The sequence below is a fragment of the Pseudoroseomonas cervicalis ATCC 49957 genome, from assembly GCF_000164635.1.
Lineage (GTDB): Bacteria > Pseudomonadota > Alphaproteobacteria > Acetobacterales > Acetobacteraceae > Pseudoroseomonas > Pseudoroseomonas cervicalis.
In genome coordinates, this window is sequence record NZ_GG771143.1 from 1 (window position 1) to 761 (window position 761).

Annotated in this window: 1 protein-coding gene; it reads right to left on the reverse strand. The window is 77.4% G+C overall.

Annotated features, from left to right (window positions below; translation table 11 throughout):
• Positions 1 to 176: 176 nt before the first annotated feature.
• Positions 177 to 761 (reverse strand): SbcC/MukB-like Walker B domain-containing protein (locus HMPREF0731_RS22230; protein WP_007006521.1); only part of this gene is annotated, 585 nt, incomplete at its 5' end.

A 761-nucleotide genomic window follows, 5' to 3' on the forward strand; every position in this document is an offset into this window, starting at 1 on the left:
CGCGCCGCGCTCAACGGAAAGAGGATCCCAGGCGGTCAGCACGGCGGCGCGGCGGCAGCGCAGCCGGCCGAGCAGCCGGTCCACCCCCGCCCGCCGGCCGATGCGCAGCCCCACCCCGCCGAAGCGGTAGGTCGTCGCCGCATAGGCGTCGCGGAAGGGCGCGCTGGCGGAGAACATCAGCCCAGCACGAAGCGCGCGCGGCTGCCGCGCGGCCCGGGCGTGACCTCCAGCCGCGCGGGGATGCGGCTGCGCAGCTCCGGCACATGGCTGATCAGCCCGACCAGCCGGTCGCCGGCCGGCAGCGCCGCCAGCACGTCCATCGCCTTGTCCAGCGCCTCCTCGTCCAGCGTGCCGAAGCCCTCGTCGATGAACAGCGCGTCGATGCGCCGCGCGCCCGCATGCGCCTGCACCGTGTCGGCCAGGCCGAGCGCCAGGGCCAGCGCCGCGCAGAAGCCCTCGCCGCCCGAGAGGGTGCCGGCCGGCCGCTCCCGCCCCGTCCATTCGTCCAGCACCTCGATGTCGAGGCCGATGGCGCGGCCCGGCTCCTCCCGCCGGCGCAGCCGGTAGCGGCCGCCCAGCATGCCCTCCAGCCGCGCATTGGCGGCGGCCAGCGCCTCGTCCAGCAGCCCGGCCAGCACGAAGCCCTGCAGCGTCAGCTTGCGGTCGTTCTTGCCGCGCGCCGTCTCGGCCAGGTCGTGCAGCAGGGCGTGGCGGTCGCGGGCCAGGGCCAGCGCCGCCTCCGCCGCCGCCAGCGCCTCCCC